This window comes from Mesorhizobium sp. M2A.F.Ca.ET.042.01.1.1 (assembly GCF_003997405.1).
Taxonomy (GTDB): Bacteria; Pseudomonadota; Alphaproteobacteria; order Rhizobiales; family Rhizobiaceae; genus Mesorhizobium.
In genome coordinates, this window is sequence record NZ_RZRX01000137.1 from 1 (window position 1) to 16,934 (window position 16,934).

At 60.0% G+C, this 16,934-nt stretch carries 15 protein-coding genes; 5 read left to right on the plus strand and 10 right to left on the minus strand.

The features are described 5' to 3' along the window. Positions 1-144: 144 nt before the first annotated feature. The 4 genes from EOA23_RS20490 to EOA23_RS20505 form a co-directional block, all read right to left on the minus strand. Positions 145-825, minus strand: coding sequence for a hypothetical protein (locus EOA23_RS20490; protein ID WP_127305486.1), 681 nt, complete (start codon positions 823-825; stop codon positions 145-147). A 161-nt stretch (positions 826-986) separates the two neighbouring features. After that, a complete protein-coding gene (locus EOA23_RS20495) occupies positions 987-1,700 on the minus strand; it encodes an AbiV family abortive infection protein (protein WP_127305487.1) in 714 nt (237 codons plus the stop codon). A 133-nt stretch (positions 1,701-1,833) separates the two neighbouring features. Beyond that, positions 1,834-3,012 carry a hypothetical protein gene (locus tag EOA23_RS20500; RefSeq protein ID WP_127305488.1) on the minus strand — a complete coding sequence of 393 codons (1,179 nt, stop codon included), beginning with the start codon at positions 3,010-3,012 and terminating at the stop codon, positions 1,834-1,836. A 776-nt stretch (positions 3,013-3,788) separates the two neighbouring features. Next, entirely contained in the window at positions 3,789-4,706 is a 918-nt protein-coding gene (locus EOA23_RS20505) for an MBL fold metallo-hydrolase (protein ID WP_189341650.1), read from the minus strand. Between the two features lie 406 nt (positions 4,707-5,112). On the opposite strand from EOA23_RS20505, the gene EOA23_RS20510 reads away from it, so the two are divergent. Genes EOA23_RS20510 through EOA23_RS20525 form a run of 4 tightly spaced genes read left to right on the plus strand, consistent with a single transcriptional unit; the run spans position 5,113 to position 10,625 of the window. Further along, a complete protein-coding gene (locus EOA23_RS20510; RefSeq protein ID WP_127305490.1) occupies positions 5,113-8,907 on the plus strand; it encodes a PAS domain-containing protein in 3,795 nt (1,264 codons plus the stop codon). After that, the gene (locus EOA23_RS20515) at positions 8,904-9,545 is read left to right on the plus strand and encodes a response regulator (protein WP_127305491.1); all 642 of its coding nucleotides are present in this window, start codon (positions 8,904-8,906) and stop codon (positions 9,543-9,545) included. Before EOA23_RS20510 ends, EOA23_RS20515 begins: the two co-directional genes overlap by 4 nt. A gap of 2 nt (positions 9,546-9,547) precedes the next feature. Continuing rightward, positions 9,548-9,937 carry a response regulator gene (locus tag EOA23_RS20520; RefSeq protein ID WP_127305492.1) on the plus strand — a complete coding sequence of 130 codons (390 nt, stop codon included), beginning with the start codon at positions 9,548-9,550 and terminating at the stop codon, positions 9,935-9,937. Then, positions 9,927-10,625, plus strand: coding sequence for a response regulator transcription factor (locus tag EOA23_RS20525; protein WP_127305493.1), 699 nt, complete (start codon positions 9,927-9,929; stop codon positions 10,623-10,625). Before EOA23_RS20520 ends, EOA23_RS20525 begins: the two co-directional genes overlap by 11 nt. A 140-nt stretch (positions 10,626-10,765) precedes the next feature. Here the strand turns inward: EOA23_RS20525 and EOA23_RS20530 are convergent, their stop codons facing one another. The 6 genes from EOA23_RS20530 to EOA23_RS20555 all read right to left on the minus strand — a co-directional run bounded on the left by EOA23_RS20530 (position 10,766) and on the right by EOA23_RS20555 (position 15,847). Continuing rightward, positions 10,766-11,413: a hypothetical protein gene (locus tag EOA23_RS20530; protein WP_127305494.1), complete on the minus strand. Its 648-nt coding sequence runs from the start codon at positions 11,411-11,413 to the stop codon at positions 10,766-10,768. Between the two features lie 87 nt (positions 11,414-11,500). After that, positions 11,501-12,253, minus strand: coding sequence for an SDR family oxidoreductase (locus EOA23_RS20535; protein WP_127305495.1), 753 nt, complete (start codon positions 12,251-12,253; stop codon positions 11,501-11,503). Positions 12,254-12,695: 442 nt separating this feature from the next. After that, the gene (locus EOA23_RS20540) at positions 12,696-13,109 is read right to left on the minus strand and encodes a cupin domain-containing protein (RefSeq protein ID WP_127305496.1); all 414 of its coding nucleotides are present in this window, start codon (positions 13,107-13,109) and stop codon (positions 12,696-12,698) included. Positions 13,110-13,201: 92 nt separating this feature from the next. Beyond that, entirely contained in the window at positions 13,202-14,032 is an 831-nt protein-coding gene (locus EOA23_RS20545) for an alpha/beta hydrolase (RefSeq protein WP_127305499.1), read from the minus strand. A 223-nt stretch (positions 14,033-14,255) separates the two neighbouring features. Next, positions 14,256-15,014 (minus strand): SDR family oxidoreductase, encoded by a 759-nt coding sequence (locus EOA23_RS20550; RefSeq protein WP_127305497.1) that lies wholly within the window; start codon positions 15,012-15,014, stop codon positions 14,256-14,258. A 65-nt stretch (positions 15,015-15,079) separates the two neighbouring features. Beyond that, positions 15,080-15,847 (minus strand): alpha/beta hydrolase, encoded by a 768-nt coding sequence (locus EOA23_RS20555; protein WP_210212494.1) that lies wholly within the window; start codon positions 15,845-15,847, stop codon positions 15,080-15,082. A gap of 436 nt (positions 15,848-16,283) precedes the next feature. Here EOA23_RS20555 and EOA23_RS20560 point away from each other — a divergent pair. Then, positions 16,284-16,934, plus strand: a 651-nt coding sequence (locus tag EOA23_RS20560) for an ATP-binding protein (RefSeq protein WP_127305498.1), incomplete at its 3' end; no start/stop codon positions are given.

Consider the following 16,934-nt stretch of genomic DNA (forward strand, 5'->3'; position numbering starts at 1 on the left):
GAGGAAGCTGTGGCGGCCCCCGCGAATGCGCTCCCAATGCGCGCATCCTGTTGGCTCCCAAGAAATGCAGCCTAGGTTAAATAGCGTACGCGACTGGGGTGCTCTGGCAGCGCAATTGCCTGTATTCCGCTTAGTCCAACTGAACTACAAGCTTTCCTGGTTGAACTTCTCAAAGGCTTTCGGCTGAATCGTACGTAAGAAGTAGGCATCGCAGAACAGCTTAATGAACGACACCTCTTTCAACGTGATAGTGGCTTGCCCCAAATTGCCGGCCGCGAATAGGCGGCAAAGCTCCATGTAGCGCTCACGCTCATCGAAGTTCGGAAATAAATTTTCCAGGAACGCAAGGAAAGTTGGTTCGAAGCTAGCGCCTTCGTTGACGTCGCCTGCATCCTCCATCATGGCCTGTAGGCTCGAGATGAAATTGGCGAATGCCGTTGTCTCGTTCTGCCAGTGGATGTCGTTCAGCGATAGGAAAGTGAGGCCGCCAATGTAGTAGTTGTAAGCTCTATGCTCGTCCCTACGATTGGGACCCGGAAGTGCAGCGAAGCAGGCCATAACCTGATAGAGGTCCTGTTCGGCCAGCACGCGGTTCTCGCCCCAATCGATCACCAGGCTGGGCGAGCGCTCGACTCCAATCTCCTTGCCGCTTTCCAAATCGACCATACCGTCCCAGTAGCGGCTGATCTGTTCGGGCAGTCGCCACCACCAGAATCCCATCGTGCCTATGTTCAGGGCTACAACGAAATGGCGGGCAATACCCCAACCGAAATGCCACAGCGCCTCGATCGGCACCTGATCCTTCAAAGTGAACTCGACGAGCAACTGATCCTTCTTACCGGAGACCGCGACGAGCTTGATAAATTCAACTTGATCGTTCCAAGCTTTTAGAGCCTTTGGGCGAATCGAGTGAGACGCCGAGAGGATGCGTACGCGAATTCTCCACTTGTCCTTAGTACCCTCGGCGGGGAGGTTACGACTCCGCTTTAGCTCAAGGGCAACTGCGGCTTGGCCTTCCGCTTCGGCCTCGTCGAACAGGCCTTTGAGCCAGCGAATCCATTCCTTGGGCTTTTCAGCTCGGCTAGCTTTTTCAGGGATGCACTGGAGAGGATTTGACGCCTCTGATCCGGATCACTCGTGGCCATTTCGAGCCATGCCTGAAGCGCAGCGTCTTCCGCGGGAATCTCCTCACGGACCATGACCACTTCGGCTATTCCGAGCCGCGCTTCAGCAAGGCCAATCAAGTTGTCGGCCTGGAGGTTGTCGATCGCGCCGGCTGGGATGTTCAGCCCATCTGAGGTGAGATCAACGTAGAGTCCCGCTAGGCGATTGGTGTGAATTGTGCTGGCAAGTCCTTGTAGATTGTCGAACGCTTCCTTGGTCAGCTCATCGGCGAAAAACTCCGCTCCGAAGAAGGCCCAGAAAAGCTTTTTGACGTGGTCCTGAGTATGTTTGTTTGGCCAAGCGGGAGAGGTTTCCCGTCGATCCGCCACCGCCTGTACCCCGAACAGCTCACGCTTGCCGATTTCCTCCAGGGCCAAGGTCGCCAGGTGATAGGCAATATTTTGGTGGCCAGATGCGCGCACTGCTTTCGTAGACTCGACAAGGGCGCGCGCATTCACAAGGCAGGCATCCATCGCATCCAGTATGGTTTTATCGATGCGGAAAGCAGTGTTCTGATGCGTGGCCAGTACGCTCATGAAACTCCAGTGAGTTCGCCAATTCTAGTTAGCTCGGATTATTTTTGGGAGTGGTGTCGTCCGTTCCAGATCCCTACTTGGCCGACCACTACGGCCCCAGCATTCTGCAGCTCGATGGTCGATCAGAAGTCAACTATCTTAGAATATACCATAGCGACGGCTCGTTGAGATGCGTCAAGATTTGACCAGACCGCACTGGGTCGATCCTGTCTGCCTCTGCGAGTGCCCAACGTTGCCATGCGTCCAGTGCCGAGCCATCGATGTCAGCTGAACCATCATCGATCGCGCGACGGACGCGCTCAACAAGCGCGCGAATCTCTTCCGCTTGACGCAGCAGCTCCCCACTGGTCCGCAGGTTTTGCAAGCGGTTTTGGTTGAGTTGGACTAGCCATTCCTGGCGCTGCTTCTCCTTTTCAATCCGCTCACGCTCTGCACGCTCCTCGGCTTCCCGCAGGCTAAGGCGAAACGTTTTCTCGCCCGCCACGATGATCGCGGCTGCGATCTCAGCGATCTTTGACTCAAGCTTGGCGTCGCCGCTGTCCTGCCACGAGACCGTATTCTTGCGATCGAAACCGGGATCGATCCGCAGCGCGAGCGGGGTTGATGCCGGCAGTTCCGGCGCCGGCCGCAGGTACCCCTGCTGACGCACAGTTCGGTGGCTACCGGCTATTTCAATTTCCAAACCGACGTGTGTGTCGCAGATAGCTGCTCCCGCGTGAATTTCTCCATCGCGCTCGTAGGCACTACCGTCGTGGCCGCGCTTGCTGATCGCCAAAAACAAGGCGTTGAAGATTCTCAAGCGTCGCTTGCCTAGCGGATTGTCGAACTTGGGTTCGTCAAAGGTCCACTCGCGTTCTGCATTCTTGTCGCGGCGGCGCTGCTCCTGCTTGAGTATTTGGACGAGCCCTTTGTGGGGCCTGTCCAACGTGTGTGGGACGGAAGCTTTGCCAATCGCTTGCAATTCCTGTGCGTGGAGTTCGTCGAGGTCTTCTGGAACCAGAGCGGATGCAAATGGCCCATTGGATGCAAGAGGGGCTGCAATCGACAGGACCTTCTTGAACCGCGCGTCGACACTTGCTCGGCCCATTTCACCGGGGCGTCGCGGTGGCGCCTTCGGTAGTGCTGGCACCTTCTTTCCGGCACGTATTTTGTTCCAATAGCCTTGCGGCGGCGACGCAATTCCACATCGCGTCAGCAGCTTCTTCAGCCCGACGTCGGACAGTTCGAGCTTCGCCGCCAAGTCCCGCATCGGTGCAGACCAGGCGAACGCAATCAGATCGTCGGGCAACACAAGAATGTCTTTCTGCCACACGTCGGCTTACCTCCATTTCGTTCAGCCGGCCTGCTTTTGGCACGCCTTCGCAGTGTCGATGTGACAGGCCGGCCAGTGCCATCTGAGGTCAAATCTGGGAATTACAACGTGCCCTCGATAGCGTCACGAATGCACTTACATCATCAAGGCGGCTGCAGATCGGCTGCAGCTGAAGCAGCGCTCTCGGTGAGAATCAGCTGAGCGCTTAGAAGCCATCTGCTTCCCTTCGTAGTTTCTGTGCAACAAGGGGGCAGCGGGACATTGCCGCGTGCCAGAGCGAAGGTGGGTGCTGTCGAGCGAGGGCCAGGGAATACGACCGAAGAGCGATGGCAAGATAAAAGGGCGCACATTGTGCTTTGGGCGGTTGGTTGTTTTTGTTGGGCTTTTCGCTGTCTCCCGCACATTGCGGCACCTTGATCCAATGTGTGGTTTAAGATCAAGCGATTGATGTTATTTAGGAAATTAGCACATTGCGGGGGATTACCTGCTCAGGCTCGCAATTGGCGACGGCGTTGTGTTGATGTCACGACGCATCGGTCCCAGGTTCGCCCAGACCTCGCGGAGCGACTGTATGGGGGCCGCAAGCGGATTGGCGAGTTCTGGCGTAGAAGGCCAAAAAGCAGACGTTCAGATCGCAGCCGTCATGGCGGAAGCCAGCCCGAGGACTGGAGTCGCAAAGGTGATGCGAATGCCCGAGGTTGCACGAAAAACCAGGGCGCGAACTCACTAACTCAATGAGTACGCGCCCCGGCTTAGGCCCCTGACCTAACAAGCGGTCAGTAATCCCAGAAGACCGGCACCCAACGAAAGACATCTCCGTCCGCCGCCACGTGGCCCACGGAGGGAAACGGCATGTGAGTGGCCACCAGTAGCTCTCCGGTCTCCGCCAGCTCCCGCAAAAGTTTAGCCCGAACGCGAGCTGCCTCCTCGGGGTCGTGCTCGAAGCCGTTGTACCAGTCGGGGTGTTCGAATCCGACCGCGAACACGGCGTCGCCAGCAAACATAAGTCGGTCTTTGCCGGACGCAACGCGAACTATGCTGTGCCCGGGAGTGTGGCCGCCCGTTCGAGAGACGACCACGCCAGGCGCCACCTCGTATTCCTCATCGAACAGCCGCAGCTTGCTCTCATACTCTTTCCTGAACCGCTTGGCGGTTGCCCGAAGCGCGTCCGGGAACCCGGGCGGCATCGAGACGTGGGAGAAATCGGGCGACTCCCAGAACTTGACCTCGGCGGCCGCCACGTGGATCCGCAGGTCCGGACGCAGCCGCTCTTTCACCCCATCGACGAGCAGGCCGCCAACGTGGTCCATGTGCATGTGGGTAAGCACCACGTCGGTCACGGATCCAAGATCGATGCCGGCTGCCTCCAGTCGCTTGATCAACTGCCCGGCCCGCGGCAAGTTCAACTCCGGGTCCAATCCTAGCCCAGCATCGATGAGTATGGTCTGCCCGCCGCTGCGCACCACGACCACGTTCAACGCCCAGTCGAAAGCGTCCGGCGGCAGGAACATGTCCTTCAGCCAGGCCGCATGCATGGCGGGGTCGGCGTTGTATCCCAACATGTTGGTTGGAAGCGGTAGCACCCCATCGCTGACCACCAGCACTTCGATCTCGCCGACTCGCACCGCATAGCGAGACGGAACCAGCTCTTCGGATCCGGTTCTTTGGGGGTGTGAGGTTTTGTCTAGCATCATGTTTATCTCCTGCTGACCGCCGCTTACACGCGGCATCGACGACGTACATCCAGGCGTGTTTGCGATCGATTGTGTCGAGGGAGAGGGCAAGCCACACCACGGGATAGGTTGCGGCCATCGAAATAAACGACCGACGTGTGCTGAACGGCATCTTTTGTCAGCGGGTGGCGACCCGCTAAGACAGCTTGATACTTGTTGTCAGCGTTTCTTCACCCCGACTGCTTGATTCTTCACTAACAGCGTTATCCGCGACGCAGGGTCGGCCACAGCTCATGGATTTCCATGAGGTGCGGCCGAGGGCATAGCCGGTTAAGCTCGCAAGCCAAATCGCCACCCAGATCCAAGGATGAGTGCTACATAAGGCGCTGACGGTCTCCGGCTTTCTTTTGTCCGGGAGGAGAAGACAATGACCACAGCGTTTAAGTCCAGCGGTATCGACTCCGAAGCGTTGCAAGCCGCTCGGATTATCGAAGGCGTGGTCGGCAAAGCGTGGGCGGCAGACGCCGCGGGAAAATTCACCTATGTGACGCCTTGGGTGCTGTCGCTCCTCGGCACAACACTAGAGGAACTCAATTCGACTTCGGAAGACGGCGCGGTCGGTTGGAAGCGACTAATCCATCCAGACGATTACGACGGCGCTGTCACAATGTGGCGGCGCTGCCTGCAAACAGGTGACCATTACAATATGGAGCATCGCATATTGCGTGCTAGCGGTGCTTACGGTTGGAGCAGGAGTTCGGGGCAGCCGCTACGCGACAGCACCGGTCGTATCGTTGCATGGTATGGTGCACTTATCGACGGCGATGTCCCGTCCGCGGCCAAGGAACGATTCGCTGACGTCATCAGTGACGCGCTCGAAAGCAAAGCCGTTTCCGACGCTCCGCATTCGCTGAACCTTGTCCATCCAGATGATCGGACTGCCGCAGCTCACGCCGCCGCCCGCGCCTTCTGGACAGGCGTTCCACAGGTGACGAGACATCGGCAACTCCAGCCCGACGGTAGCTATCGCTGGAACGAGACGCGGTCAGAACCAGGCTACAGCGTGAGTGTCGACATCGACGATCTGGTGACGGATAGGGAGCCACTCGCCTCAGCAGGGTTGGACCCGTCGGTAGAAAACGAGGCTGAACCAATTCGATCGGCGAAGGTCGTCGAGAGCATATTCGGGAACGGATGGGCATTCGACGCGGCCGGCAGATGGATTTACCTGCACCCGTTTGCACAGAATTCTCTTGGGGTGACGCTGGAAGAACTGAACGCGTCTTTGGACGAGGGGGATACCGCTTGGAAGCGTCTGCTTCACCCGGACGACTATGAGCAGATCGCAGCCACATGGCGCCACTGCCTAAAGACAGGCGATCACTTCAATGTCGAGTTTCGCTTTCGGCGCGCGAGCGGCACCTATGTCTGGGCTCGAGCAGCCGCACGGCCAGCACATGACAGCCGCGGTTGTATCGTGGGATGGTATGGCATCGCACTCGACAATGACGTCTACAAAAAGACCGTGGCGGCGTTGCGCGGCCGGGAGCGGGAACTTTCTCAGCTCGTCGACATGGTCCCGGTCCAGATCAGGCGTCTGACACCCGAAGGTGAGCCGATCTTCTTCAACAAACGCTTGCTCGACTTCTTCGGACTGAATGACGTGGCGCAATTGGACAGGCCGGGAATGAGCCGGATGGCGGCAGCCATCCAGTCTCTCGTCCATCCGGAAGATGCTGCCCGCCTTTTGGAAAGGCTCCATCATTCCTTGGTTGCCGGCGAGCCCCACTCGATGAAGTATCGCATGCGTCGAGCGGACGGCGCCTACCGCTGGGTGGATGGTCGCTGGGAGCCACTTCGTGATCATAGCGGCGCGATCGTACAATGGTATGCAATTTCCATCGATATCGACGATGAGATGCGCGCCCAGGAAGCGCTGCGTCGGCGCGAACGCGAGCTCTCGCAACTTGTGGATATGGTTCCAAGCTTCCTCTGGCGCCTGTCTGCTTCGGGCGAGCCGGTCTTCTTCAGTAAGCGCATGGTTGAGTTTCTCGGCCTCGACATAGGGGAATACGAAAGGCCGGGAGTTAGTGCACTGGCAGCCGCGATAGCGGCCGTCGTCCACCCAGAAGACGCGGCTAAGCTGGAAGCGGCGCTTGATCGCTCTTTGGCCTCTGGCGAGAGCTTCTCGCTGAACTATCGCCTGCGTCGCGCGGACGGCGTCTATCGCTGGATGTCGAGCCGTGCAGAGCCGATGCGGAATGAGGAGGGATCCGTCGTCCAATGGTACGGCCTGTCACACGACATCGATGATCAGGTGCGGGCCGAAGAAGCGCTGCGGAGCAGCAAACGCCAGCTGGAACAGATGATTGACGCAGTGCCCCTGAATATCCTGAGCTTCGCTCCTTCAGGTAAGATCACCTACACCAGCAAACGATATCTGGAGAAGGTCGGTTCGCCACCCACGCACATCGAGGACTTCGATGCCCTGGCTCGGGACCTGGCCCACCCTGAAGACTTTCCGACAATGTTCCGGAGAGCATCGAATGGCTTTGCGACCGGCCTGCCTTTCGTGAACCGGTTTCGTCGTCGCGAGAAGGATGGCGTCTACCGCTGGATAGAAGCGCGAGCGCAACCTTTACGGGATGCCGATGGCGCGATCGTGCAATGGTATATGGCTTCAATCGACATCGAAGACGAGATGCGAGCGCAAGAGGCATTGCGCGAAAGCGAACGCGAGCTTCAGCAGCTTGTCGATGCCTTGCCGGTCCACATCTGGAGCTGGACGCCCGACGGCAAGCTGGCCTACGTCAACAAGCGGTCTTTGGAGGATCTCGGCATCTCCGGGGCGAGCTTCGAAGATTTCACCAGGGTGGCGCAAGAGCTGGTTCATCCCGAAGATGCTCCCGAGGTGCTGAGCACGTCAGCCAACTGCCTCAAAACTGGCGACTCCTTCATCATGCGGTATCGCCGGCGTTGGAAGGACGGCAATTATCGCTGGATAGAGGGACGTTGCGAGCCTCTGCGCGATCGGGACGGAACGATCGTGCACTGGTACCAGGTTTCCATCGACATCGACGATGAGATGCGCGCACAGGTGGCGCTGCGCGAGAGAGAACGTTCGCTGTGGCAACTGGTTGAAACGCTGCCGGTGATGATCGAATGCGCCGCGCCGAATGGCGAGCCGATATATCGCAGCCGTCAGCTCCGCGAATTCCTCGGATATGAGTTGGAGTCATTGGGCGGCAAGGGAAGATCCCGCCTGGCCGGCACACTCGATGACGGCGTCCATCCTGACGATCTGGCGGGCGTCAGAGCGAGTTATACTCATTCGTTGGCTACCGGCGAACCGTATGCGCGGAGGCACCGTCTGCGGCGTTTCGATGGCGAATATTGCTGGGTCGATACGCGCGCGGCGCCGATGCGCAATGCCGAAGGTGCGATTGTTCAGTGGAACGTCGTCTGTCTGGACATCGATGGTGAAGTTCGAGCGCATGAAGAGCTGCGTCTGGCGCAAGAGAGACTTGCACGTGCGAGCCAGGCGGCAAGTCTTGCCGAGCTTTCGGCTTCAATCGCGCATGAGGTGAACCAGCCTCTGGCCGCTGTTGTCGCCAACTCGTACGCCTGCCAGCGCTGGCTTACGGCCAAACCGCCAAATATCGAGCGGGCGCAGAAGACGGTGGAGCGCATTATCCGGGATGCCAACTCGGCGGCGGATGTCGTCAGCCGCATCCGCGCCTTGTTCAAGCGGTCTGCGGACGCGATGGCCTACACAACGCTCGGCAGCGTTATCGCGGAGGCGCGCGATCTCATCGCTGAAGAGACGGTGCGACGCCGAGTTCGTATGGACTTCGATGTCGAAAGCAACCTTCCCATTGTCGCGCTCGATCGGGTGCAGATCCAGCAGGTTCTGGTGAACCTCATCCGCAATGGCATGGATGCGATGGACTCTGTTGCGGGCGACAGGGTTCTTGGACTTCGCGCGCGCCGGATAGGGGACGCGATCCAGATCGAAATCAGCGATCGTGGCCCGGGCATAGAATTTCCTGACCGAATATTCGAGCCGTTCTTCACGACCAAAGAGCACGGCATGGGCATGGGGCTCGCGATCTGCCGTTCGATCGTCGAGTCGCACGGCGGACGGTTGTGGGTGGAGAAGAACGAGCCACACGGAACGACCTTCGTCTTCACGATGCCCGTTGAAATGAAAGCGGCAGCATGACGACCGACAGTCACATGGTCTTCATCGTCGATGACGACGTGCGTATCCGTGAAGCGCTTGGTGAGCTTCTGGAGTCGCATGGCATGCGCGCCATCGCGTTCGGATCGGCCGGCGACTATGTCCTGGCTGACAAGCCGGACGTCCCCGCCTGCCTCATCCTCGATGTGGAATTGCCGGACATCAACGGCCTCGATCTGCAGAAGCAGATCGCCGAGGGCGATCATCCGCCGATCGTCTTCATAACGGGGCACGGCGACATCCCATCCTCGGTGCGTGCGATCAAGCATGGCGCCGTGGACTTCCTGACAAAACCTTTTTGCGACGCGGACCTCATGGCCGCAATCCAGACGGCGATCGCGCAGGATCGGGAAAGGCGATCAGAGCGCGCCGAACTCACCATGTTGAGGCAACGCTATCAAGAGCTGACGCCACGCGAGCGCGAGGTGCTGCCGCTCGTCGTGAGCGGCCTTCTCAACAAACAGGCCGCAGCTGAGTTGGGGATCAGCGAGGTCACGTTGCAGATCCATAGAAGGAACGTGATGCAGAAAATGATGGCGGCGTCGCTCGCCGATCTCGTGCGCATGGCGGAACGACTGGAGATACAGATTACCCACTCTCGACGAACGGGAGGGAACTGAGTGTGAGTACGGTGCGACCTGTCGTGGCGGTTGTCGACGACGATCCGAGAGTCCTCGAGTCGCTGGAGGACCTGCTGGAATCCGCGGGTTATGTCGCTTGGTGCTTCTCGTCGGCGGGATCGCTGCTCGACCGCAGGCTGTCGGGCGTAGATGTGCTCATCACCGACATCGGAATGCCTGGCACGGATGGCTTTGAACTTCGCGACCTGGTGAAGAAGGCTCGTCCGGAGTTGCCGGTGTTCCTCATCACCGCCCGCCATGAGATAGCGGATCAGTTTCGCGCCCAGGGGACCAGCGGGTTTTTCCGCAAGCCTTTCGACGGTCAAGCCCTGCTTGCTGCCGTTGCCAACGCCTTAAACGATCGAGAAGTGGAGGGTAATGATGAGAGTTGACCAGCCGCTCCAAACGAGATCGGGACCGTCATCGCACAAAAGTGAGGCGGAGCAGCCGCTCGTGATCATTGTCGATGACGATTCAGCGGTTCGGGAGGCACTGTCGGACTTGATCCTGTCGGCAGGTTTCCAGCCGGTGTGCTTTGCCTCGACACCCGAATTGCTCCAAGCCGACGTATTGCACAAACCCGGCTGCCTGATCCTTGACGTGCGCATGCCAGGGGCGAGCGGTCTCGACCTGCAGCATCACTTGGCCCAGAATGGCAACCCGAAGCCAATCATCTTTCTCACTGGTCACGGCGATATACCGATGACCGTCCAGGCGATGAAAGCCGGCGCTGTCGATTTTCTCACCAAGCCGGTGCGGGACCAAACGCTGCTTGATGCCGTGATCGCGGCCATTGCGATGGACGCCTCGCGCCGTGCGAAGGCAGAGGTGGTCAAGCGAAATGTCGAACGCCTTCAGACATTGACGCCCCGTGAGCGCGAGGTCCTGCATCACGTTGCGCGCGGACGCCTCAACAAGCAGATTGCCTTCGAGTTTGGCATTAGCGAAGTGACGGTGAAGCTGCATCGCGGCAACGTCATGCGCAAGATGGAGGCGGCCTCCATCGGCGAGCTGATCCGGGCGTGGGAGACACTGCCCGCGCCGATGCGGGAGGCCGGAGCGGGTAAGACTTTGGCCTGAGCAGTCCCAGCCATGGACGAAGAGGACCGGCTAGGGCCGAGGGCTGAATGCCGAGTCCGTGGATGAAATTAATAGAGCGGATTGAGGCGAGTCAGCTTCTTGGAGAGCGGCTGATCCGCTCAAATATCTGTTTTAACGGCCTATTCGTCGAAGGGCGCGTTCGAGACCAAGTCGACGGAAGAAGGCGCCCTGTACCCAGGGACGTAGCGCTCACCGAAATCCCGGACGAAATTGTCGTACGTCGTTTCCGGTCTGGACTCGGCGATGCGACAGAAGCACCGCGTCATGCGTCGCTTCATGTCGAGCCGCGGGTATTCTTCGACGATCCTTACGACCTCTGCGGCAGGGACGATCTCGTATTGCAGGCCGACAACATCCAGGCAGATCCCGGCGGTGCAAAGCGCTACCTCGGCCTCCTTGTAGAGACCGATCGACGGCGTCGAGTTCAGGGCGACGCTATCCCAGATCAATTGGGCTCGGCGCTCGTCGACACCTCCTTGCCGCGCGAACACCCGCGCCAGATCCGCCCCCTCGACTTCAAAACGGCGAGCACCGTTGAAGCGCTCGTTTAGCGTGATGTCGTGGAGCAGTGTTCCCAAGGCAACGACTTCCGCGTCGTGACCGATGTTGCGAAGCTGTCCTATGCGCGTCGCAAACAACCAGGAACGGACGACGTGATTGAAAAGATAGGGCTCGCATTCACGGCGAGCATGATCGAGAGCCTGCTGTACGAGCGGCGTATCGGGAACCAAAACTCCTGCAAGTATCCGACTGGTCGTGCCGTTCATCTCTATGGTCTCCAACAGGGTTTCGGAAGCGGGGGGACAGGCGGAAGTCATTGTCCGCCAAGGCCGTCAGGATCTGAAGCAGGCGGATCATGTGAGGCCCAGGCCTCCGTCGACGGCGATCACCTGCCCGGTCACCCACTCAGACGCCGGATCGGCCAATTGGACGATCCACCTGGCCACGTCATCCGGACTGCCGCGTCGCCTGAGCGGTATCTGCGCGCGCTCCGCTTCCTCAATGACGGCAGCATGCTCCGGGGAGAGCCCCATCATGCCCGTCAGCGCTCCGGACTCAGTCGGGCCGGCAGCGACGGCGTTAACGCGCACACCCTCAGGCGCGAGCTCGAGCGCCCAACAGCGGGTCAGATGTTCCAGCGCCGCCTTGCTGGCGGCGTAGTGGGAGAGCCCAGCCGCCGGCCTGTGACCGAACGTGCTCGAAATGTTGATGATCGCTCCCTTCGTCGCCGTCAAATGCGGGAGTGCTGCCGCCGCCAGCAGGCTGGGGCCGACGACATTCACGGCAAATATGCTTGCGACCTGCTCAGCGGCAGCTTCATGCAGGGACAGAAGAGCACCCGCGCCGGCATTGTTCACCAACACGTCGAGGCGACCCCACGTGTCGATTGCCTTGGCGATGGTGCGGGAGGCATCTTCGGGCTCCGCAGCGTCGGCGACGAGGCTGAAAATGTTCGGGTGCTCGGCGACGGTCTGCTTTAGCGGTGTCGCGCGGCGGCCGGTCACGATCACCTTTGCGCCTTGCCGGGCAAAGCCAAGCGCCGCTGCGCGACCGATGCCTGAGCTTCCACCGGTGATGATGACGACCTTGTTGTCAAATGCGAACATGGCTTTGCTCCTGGCGGGTATCGATGAAAGACAGCGTTTCCAGAGCGCGTATTCGGCGAAAGCTGAACGCCGAGAACCGGGTGCTTCGCGGCGAACCAATCGCGAATGGCGACGTTCTCGGTTAGGATTTCTGTGTTATCCAGCATCAGCGCCGGGACGTAGCCCTTGCGCGTTACAGGGTTGAAGTCGACCCGCCGATGCAGCTCTTTTCTTCTTCAGGCTAACGCCTTCCCTTTCGGACGGCGTGCCGGACTGGATCAGGGCGATGTGATCGGCCAAGCTGCAGGGGAATGTGCTGCAGTATGGTTTCATCTTTGCAAGACGTGGCGACCTCTGATCTCCTAATTTTTCGTTTAGCATCGCAGCCATCCTTATCCTGTCGACCACAGCGCCGAATGCTCCGGCGGCGGCCGTCTCCATTCTCGAACCGATCCAGAGGCTTTCATTCACCGGAGGGTGTGGTCAGTTCCTTCTCGTCGGTATCGACAACGAACACGGCAAGCAGCTTGGCAGGCTCAGTCGCGCTGGCGTTCTCGCTGACGCCGTGACGGTCGCCCGGAAATTCGGAGAAGCCTTGGCCGGCGTGATAGGTCGTGACCGGCCCATCGTTGACCTTGCTGCGGATCGCGCCTTCAAGCACGGTCGCGTAGATGAAGGCCGACTTTGGATGCGTATGTGCCGAGGACGTGCCGCCGGGCGCGTACTCGACCAATACAGCACGCATGCTCTTGCCTGGCACGTTGGGCAGCGGCTGGTCGTAGACGAGCTTGACGTTCTCGCCGATCGTATCGTGGGCAAGTGCCGTGCTTGCGAGAATCGTTACGGTTGCTGCACTGCGGAGGATGGTCTTGATCACTGTCTGGCTCCTTCGGATTTGAGTGATTGGGGGCCGCCGGCCGAAGGGAAGGACAGCCGACGGCAGGCTCTCGCTGGCGGTACGGCGTGAGCCTATGACTTGATGAAAGCGAGAAGGTCGTTGTTCACCAGTTCGGCATGGGTCGTGCACATGCCGTGCGGCAGGTTCTCGTAGACCTTGAGCGTAGCGTTCTTCAGGAGCTTTGCGGACAAAGGTGCCGAATCCGCGAACGGCACGATCTGATCATCCGTGCCATGCATGACGAGAGTTGGCACGTCGACGATTCTGAGGTCGTCGGTGAAATCGGTTTCCGAGAAGGCCTTGATGCCCTCGTAATGCGCCTTGGCGCTGCCCATCATGCCCTGCCGCCACCAGTTCTGGATGACGCCCGGGATCGCTTTCGCGCCCGGTCGGTTGAAACCGTAGAAGGGCCCCGACGGGAAATCGATGTAGAACTGGGACCGATTGTCGGCGAGCGACTTGCGCAGCCCGTCGAACACCTCGATTGGAAGGCCGCCAGGATTGGCCGGCGTCTTTACCATAATCGGCGGTACGGCGCCGATGAGGACGAGCTTCGCGGTGCGCCCCTTGCTATGGCGAGCGACGTAGCGTGCCGCTTCCCCGCCCCCGGTCGAGTGGCCGATATGGATGGCGCCCCTCAATCCGACATGTTCGATCACGGCCGCCGCGTCGGCGGCATAGTGATCCATGTCGTGACCGTCGCTCACCTGCGCGGAGCGGCCGTGCCCGCGCCGGTCCAGGGCAATGGTGCGATATCCCCGGGCGACGAAGAAAAGCATTTGCGCGTCCCAGTCATCGGCGCTCAGCGGCCAGCCGTGGTGGAAGACGATCGGTTGAGCGTCCTTCGGACCCCAGTCCTTGTAGTAGATCTCAGTGCCGTCCTTGGTGGTAATGGTGCTCATGGTCTTGGGTCCTTTGTCTGGTCTGGGAGAGGGAAGGTCTTTCGCCCGCCCTGCTTGCACGGGCGCAGCTATGGAGAGGCCGGTTGCCACGGTGGTGGCGAGTGCGCCTAACAAGATGTCTCGGCGCGATGCTCCGGCGGGGGAAGAAAAGTCGTCTTTCATCGGCTTGCTCTTTCGCGTTGAAGCTGGATCCGCGTCATCGGAGATGCGCGGCCGCGGTGGATCAGTGTCGAGGGAGCGGGGCGTGGACGAACCAGTCCTCGAAACGGATCGCTCCGATGCGTGGATGGTCACCAGGGACCAGCGAGCTATCGTCCAGTTCCGTGCCGAAGTAGCGCGCGTGGGGATCCCCGATCACCTTGCGTGGGTCGTTGGTCGCCTTCAGGAACCGCGCGACGAGATCGCTCATGCGGATCGGCTCAGGCCCGGCGATCTCGATGGTGCCGTTGATCGGGGCGGAGAGCGCCACGTCCGTCATGATGTCGGCGACGTCGTCCGAAGCAATCGGCTGAAAATAGGCAGACGGAAGGGTTACGGTATCGCCGACCGTTGCCGACTGGGCGATGCCGCCCAGGAATTCGAAAAATTGCGTCGACTGAACGATGGTGTAGGGAATACCAGACTCCCGGATCAGCTTTTCCTGCATCATCTTGGCGCGCAGGTAGCCGCTATCGGGCAGGCGCTCGGCGCCCACGATCGAGAGTGCGATGTGATGTTTGACGCCGGCCGCCTTGCCTGCTGCGAGGAGGTTCCGACCGGAGGTCTCGAAGAACTGCAGAACGGCCTTGTCCTCAAACGAAGGCGAATTTGCGAGATCAACGACGACCTGCGCCCCGGCGAGAGCTTCCGTCAGGCCTTCGCCCGTGACGGTGTTGACGCCGCTGTTCGGTGAAGCGGCGAGCACTTCATGACCCTTCTTGCGCAGCCTCTCGACGGTCTTCGAACCGATCAGTCCTGTGCCGCCTATGATGACGATTTTCATGTCCAAACTCCTGTCTTGCGTTCTTAATTGCGTTGCGGAACGGAATGCCGGCCGTCACAGGCTCTTCACCGAGCTGAGGCGGCGTCCTCGATGAGCGCGGCGACCTCGTCGGGATTCGAAACCATCACGGCGTGGGAGGCGCCATCGACGACCACGGTCTTCACGGCATGCGCGCGTTCGGCCATGAATTTCATGACCGCAGGCGGGATATTTCGATCGGCTGAGCCATAGATCGCGTAGGAGGGAATCGTCTTCCAGGAGGCTTCGCTGGACGGCTCCGCCAAGGCGGCTTTCGCTATTGGACGCTGGGTCGCCGCCATCAGGCTGGCTTCGGCCGCCGGCACGTCGGCCGCGAACTGCTCGTGGAACTTTTCCGACTGGATATAGAGGTCCTGGCCTCCGTCGGCCTGCGCCACCGGCAGCAGCGCGTCGCCCAGCGTACTCCCTGGGAACTTCGCCGAGAGCGTGAGACTGGACTCGCCCGTTTCGGGCGCAAACCCGGCCACGTAGACGAGAGCCTTCACATTGTTCTTTCCGTTGGCTGCCTCGGTGATGACCGGCCCGCCATAGGAATGGCCGACCAGTACGATCGGTCCCGAGATCGAGCGGATGACGGCCGAAACCGCCGCTGCATCGCTCGCGACGCTGCGAAGAGGATTGGCCGCGGCGATTGCCTTGTAGCCGTCCTTGTTGAGGTCGGCGATCACCGCGTTCCAGCTCGACGATTCGGCGAAAGCACCATGCACCAGCACGATTGTCGGCTTGACCTGCTGGCCCGCGGGTTGGGCCATGACCTCACCCGAAGCGGCAAACGCCGCGGCGAGCATCAGAATTCTCGTAATCCTTCGCACTTCCTTCTCCTTTGCGACCGGAACGTGATCAGTTGCAGGGAAGAATGCTTCGAGCCTGCGTGCTGAACTATTCTACGGAGGCATCGGTCTTCCGATGCGAAGGTCTAGGGCGGATGCATTCGGAGACTGGGAGTCCTAGCCGACGAGAGGCAAAGGCCAGCCACGAGGCAACGATCGGTCAGGGGCGGAGCGGGCGGCAAGGGCCAATACTGTGGGCATTGTCGGCCAGGATTCGGACAAGCGGACGACCAACTCAGTAAAGTCCTGGCACCGATCGAACCGGCTTAATCCAGCGATATCTGCAGCAAGACATATACCGTGGTATGGTCGGCCCTCTCCCTCGATCCAATCGATGGCAAAGGCCCGTCGAAATAGCGTCCCTGGAAACAGAGGCCATTAGCCAACTTACGGGGCTGAGATGCTACATGCCGAGACAAAAGCAGATCCAGCGGGCGAGTATGTCCGTGACTCATCCGCCGAAGCCGCTCGGCACGACCTGCAAACGAAACAGCCGTCGGCTGGCACCGTTCACGATCTGGCCAATCTCATCCAGATCGCGTTATCCGCGCTAAACCGCATCGCACGGGACCCTAGCGTCTCGGTTGCGCCAGCACTCGAGCCCGCGATCGGCAGCGCCAAGACGGCCTTGCTGCAAGCCGGCGCTCTTGTCCGGGAGACGATAAGCAGGGCTCGACAGAGCCATAGTGAGGTCGAGGAAACCAACGTAAGTGCTTGCCTGACCGAGGTCGAGGCCCTCGTCCGATGCGCATGCGAGCCGCATATCCAGCTTGAGGTCCGCGTTGGATCCGACCTGCCTCGCGCGAAATGCGATCGCCTGGGCCTGCAGAATGCGGTCCTGAACCTCGTATTCAACGCGCGTGACGCGATGCCGGGCGGCGGCTTGATCTCGATCGACGCCGCCGCCGTTCAAGGCCGTGCCGCCCTTATCGAGCTTCGCATCGTCGATAGAGGTATCGGAATGACCCCAGGGACCGTTGCCCGTGCCTTCGAGCCATTTTTCACCACGAAGGGCAAGGGCTTGGGCGGTGTAGGCTTGCCGATGGTGAAG

Excerpts from the sequence above, each read along its gene's own strand:
- EOA23_RS20495 (WP_127305487.1), bottom strand. The coding sequence starts at position 1,700 with ATGAGCGTACTGGCCACGCATCAGAACACTGCTTTCCGCATCGATAAA.
- EOA23_RS20505 (WP_189341650.1), bottom strand. The coding sequence starts at position 4,706 with ATGATGCTAGACAAAACCTCACACCCCCAAAGAACCGGATCCGAAGAG.
- EOA23_RS20510 (WP_127305490.1), top strand. The coding sequence starts at position 5,113 with ATGACCACAGCGTTTAAGTCCAGCGGTATCGACTCCGAAGCGTTGCAA.
- EOA23_RS20515 (WP_127305491.1), top strand. The coding sequence starts at position 8,904 with ATGACGACCGACAGTCACATGGTCTTCATCGTCGATGACGACGTGCGT.
- EOA23_RS20525 (WP_127305493.1), top strand. The coding sequence starts at position 9,927 with ATGAGAGTTGACCAGCCGCTCCAAACGAGATCGGGACCGTCATCGCAC.
- EOA23_RS20530 (WP_127305494.1), bottom strand. The coding sequence starts at position 11,413 with ATGAACGGCACGACCAGTCGGATACTTGCAGGAGTTTTGGTTCCCGAT.
- EOA23_RS20535 (WP_127305495.1), bottom strand. The coding sequence starts at position 12,253 with ATGTTCGCATTTGACAACAAGGTCGTCATCATCACCGGTGGAAGCTCA.
- EOA23_RS20545 (WP_127305499.1), bottom strand. The coding sequence starts at position 14,032 with ATGAGCACCATTACCACCAAGGACGGCACTGAGATCTACTACAAGGAC.
- EOA23_RS20550 (WP_127305497.1), bottom strand. The coding sequence starts at position 15,014 with ATGAAAATCGTCATCATAGGCGGCACAGGACTGATCGGTTCGAAGACC.